Origin of the sequence: Bacteroides sp. AM16-24, from assembly GCF_003471885.1 — a bacterium.
In the GTDB taxonomy this organism is placed as follows: domain Bacteria; phylum Bacteroidota; class Bacteroidia; order Bacteroidales; family Bacteroidaceae; genus Bacteroides.
On the sequence record NZ_QRKI01000042.1, the window covers coordinates 1 to 3,085 of the forward strand.

The window sequence follows — 3,085 nt, forward strand, 5'->3', positions numbered from 1 at the left end:
ATGCGGGTTTGCTATACCTATTATATATAGGAATAGCTAAGGTTCTTATATAAGAGGTAGCCTGTCTTTGCGATAGGATAATAGGCAGCCAGCGGTAGCAGTAATTATCGCATTACCGAATAAAGAGACAATTTTAATATTACTAACAATTTAAATTTTGAGATTATGAAAGTAGAAAAGGAAATGAAGTATGAAGCTCCGGAGGTGGAAGTTCTGGAGGTGGAAGTGGAAAAAGGTTTTGGACAAAGTAGTACGGAACCTCCTGAGGAATTTTAAAAGTACAAAGGAAAATATTTATTTGAATTTAAAATAACATTAATTAAAAAGATGAGTATGAAGTCTAAATTTTTATTTGGTGCTTTGTTGGGAAGCATTGCTTTGGCATCCTGTACTGCAGATGAGGAGTTGAGTTCTCCGTCTGTTTCATAGGAATCACCCATTAAGTTCGCCGTATCATTAGAGGGTAGTGATGGTATGCCCATTTTGACTAGAGCTGACATGACATCCGATTTTGGGTTGAATTTTGAAGCAGGTGACTTGATGTCTCTGTTCCATGGTATAACTGATATAAGTTCTAATCTAACGGGTTATCAGAATGCCATTTATGAAGGCTCTGCAAAAGATGATAAGGCATTTGTCTTCACAACCAAATCAATGGTATTGGAAAAGGGAGCAATAATGGTTTATCCAGCCGACACAGCGTTTACTAATAATGGAAGTGCGGCTCCTGTTATTACAATTCCTGAAAACCAGAATGCAAAAACAAAAGAGCTAACCCCCTATATGTCTGAACTTTTGACTATTGCGCCATATGACAAAGATAAAGGAAATACAGCAGGCTATGGCAAAAAGTATGACATCGTCCTAAAACGGGTTGGTACTACATTGATTTTGACCACAGTTCCCAGTAATACTGATAAAATTGATGGTTTGGGTGTAAGTCCACTTAAGGTTTCAAGTATTGAAATGAATGCAAATGGTGCTTTCACGACATCTATTCCTGTTAAATATAATGCAGCCACCCCATACCGGAACTCCGAATTTTCACTTTGGACAAATGTATCTGATGTTGATCTAACCGCTGCTACAGTAGTAAATACTTTAACTACAACGGATATCACCGATAACTACAACGCAGTGTTTACATTGCTACCTCTCAAAAGCGGAGTAACAGCCAACAATGCTAATGTTGTTATCAAAACAAACTATGGTAAAGTAACATTAGATAACGCAAAAGGAAATATTTGGGGAAAGACCGCAACTACAGTAACTTATGATAAAACAGTCACTGAAGGTGTTCAGGAAGTACTCGACAATACATGGACTGATGCAACAAAAGGGTCTTTCATAGGTGAAAAGATCGGTAAGTATGGCAAACGTAGTATCCAAGCCGACATGTCCACTCTTGATATGGATGGATTGCATATTACAGATCAACAACATCTGATTGATGCCTTGAAAGTTTATGACGCAATAGCCAATAAGGCTACAGTTGATTTCTTCTTGGACGGCGATGAGAACAGTGAATTCGTAATGGATGCAGAAGCTACAGCTGCTTATGAAGCACGTGTAGCAGATGCTGGAAATAAGATAACTTTTAAACTTAGTACTGACCTAGCAACTCAATGCGATGCTGTTAAATTCGTAAGTACTACAGAAACAGAAGTTCCTGCAACTTTGAAGTTTGGTACTGCTACTCCTGTTAAGTTTGCAGGTTTGTGGAAATACTCAGATAGCAAAACATTTGACTATATTACTTCACTGGAAGTCGTTGAAGGTGCAACAATGACAATGACAAATATGGTAACAGCTACAGCTACTAATCCTACAACAACTGCAATTACCAATAATGGTACAGTAAATATTTCAGGTGCAACCACTCTGAAACTGAATATGACTAATAATGGTATAATTGATATCCCTGTAGGCGCAGAATTCCTTATGAATGGAGCAGAACTGACCAATGATGCCACTTCCTTGGAAGTATACGGAAGGATTGACAATGCCGGAAGTTTAGGTGTACAGAATAACACCAGTGGTAAAATCAACAATTATGGCTATATCACGCAAAAGAATGCTGATGCTTATACTTATGTAAGTACCAATGCTTTTACTGGAAAAAAATTTGCTGATGCTTTCGCTGCTGCTGATGCTAAGATTGGTACTATCGAATTGTTTGGTACCGGTAACGTAAATACCGTTGTAGCCTCTACAGGAACGCCTGGTTTTATCAAAGTTATTACAAACGCAACATCTGTAACCCAAGCAGAAGTTGGTGAATACGCTAACTATGTTGAGATCACCGGTGCTTGTACGGCTTGCGGCATCTTACCAAATACAGTGAAGTATGTTGAAGTGAAGAGTTCTGAACGCGTTGTTTGGACTACTACAGCATTTACTATCATAGGACTTATCGTTGATGAAGGTTACAGTCTGAATATTCCAAGAGGTAGTGCTGTAACAGCTACTACTACTTACCTGAAGGGTAGAATATACAACGCAGGAACATTCACTTGTAGCGATTTCGACGGTTATTTGGGTGGTGCTAGCACTGATGCAAATAACGTTATAGTTGGAGGATAAAGGAACAGAAATCCTTTCATAGGATAACCAAATCCAATAGAATAAACAGTTTAATCCCTACCTATACATTTACTATAGATGTGTAAGTAGGGATTATTCTTTTAGTATATGTTCCGGATTCAATAGTACAGAATACCCTCAACTTATTATATGACAATATACAAATGAATAGCAATACAACAAACAAGGAAAATGTGAAATCGCTTTCACAAGAGCAGGAAATCGACTTGTTGGCATTGTTCCGGAAGATAGGGATTGAAAATTGTTTCTAAAAATTGTGGCTATAGCCCAAAAGTATGATGCGTTGCGTTCTTCGTGTCCTCTTAACTTCGTTTACGGTGATGAACTGTATGATTATATTAGTAATTTTCTGGGTTTGCTTTCTGCTGTACTCGTTTATCACCTGGTCTGCCTGCCCGATGCCGCCGAGGCATGCCTTTCTCATGATACCATATTGTAAACATGCGAAAAATAACGGTATCCAATGATTTTTTTGCCGAAG

3 protein-coding genes are annotated in these 3,085 nt (G+C 38.2%); 2 read left to right on the forward strand and 1 reads right to left on the reverse strand.

From position 1 onward, the window contains the following. Positions 1–272 precede the first annotated feature (272 nt). A complete protein-coding gene (locus DW182_RS22665; RefSeq protein ID WP_118296850.1) occupies positions 273–500 on the reverse strand; it encodes a hypothetical protein in 228 nt (75 codons plus the stop codon). Here DW182_RS22665 and DW182_RS21925 point away from each other — a divergent pair. Both DW182_RS21925 and DW182_RS21930 read left to right on the forward strand, forming a co-directional pair. Further along, positions 499–2,583: a hypothetical protein gene (locus DW182_RS21925; protein ID WP_118296852.1), complete on the forward strand. Its 2,085-nt coding sequence runs from the start codon at positions 499–501 to the stop codon at positions 2,581–2,583. The genes DW182_RS22665 and DW182_RS21925 overlap by 2 nt on opposite strands. A gap of 277 nt (positions 2,584–2,860) precedes the next feature. After that, on the forward strand, positions 2,861–3,043 hold the full coding sequence (locus tag DW182_RS21930) for a hypothetical protein (RefSeq protein ID WP_147400150.1): 183 nt from the start codon (positions 2,861–2,863) through the stop codon (positions 3,041–3,043). Positions 3,044–3,085 lie beyond the last annotated feature (42 nt).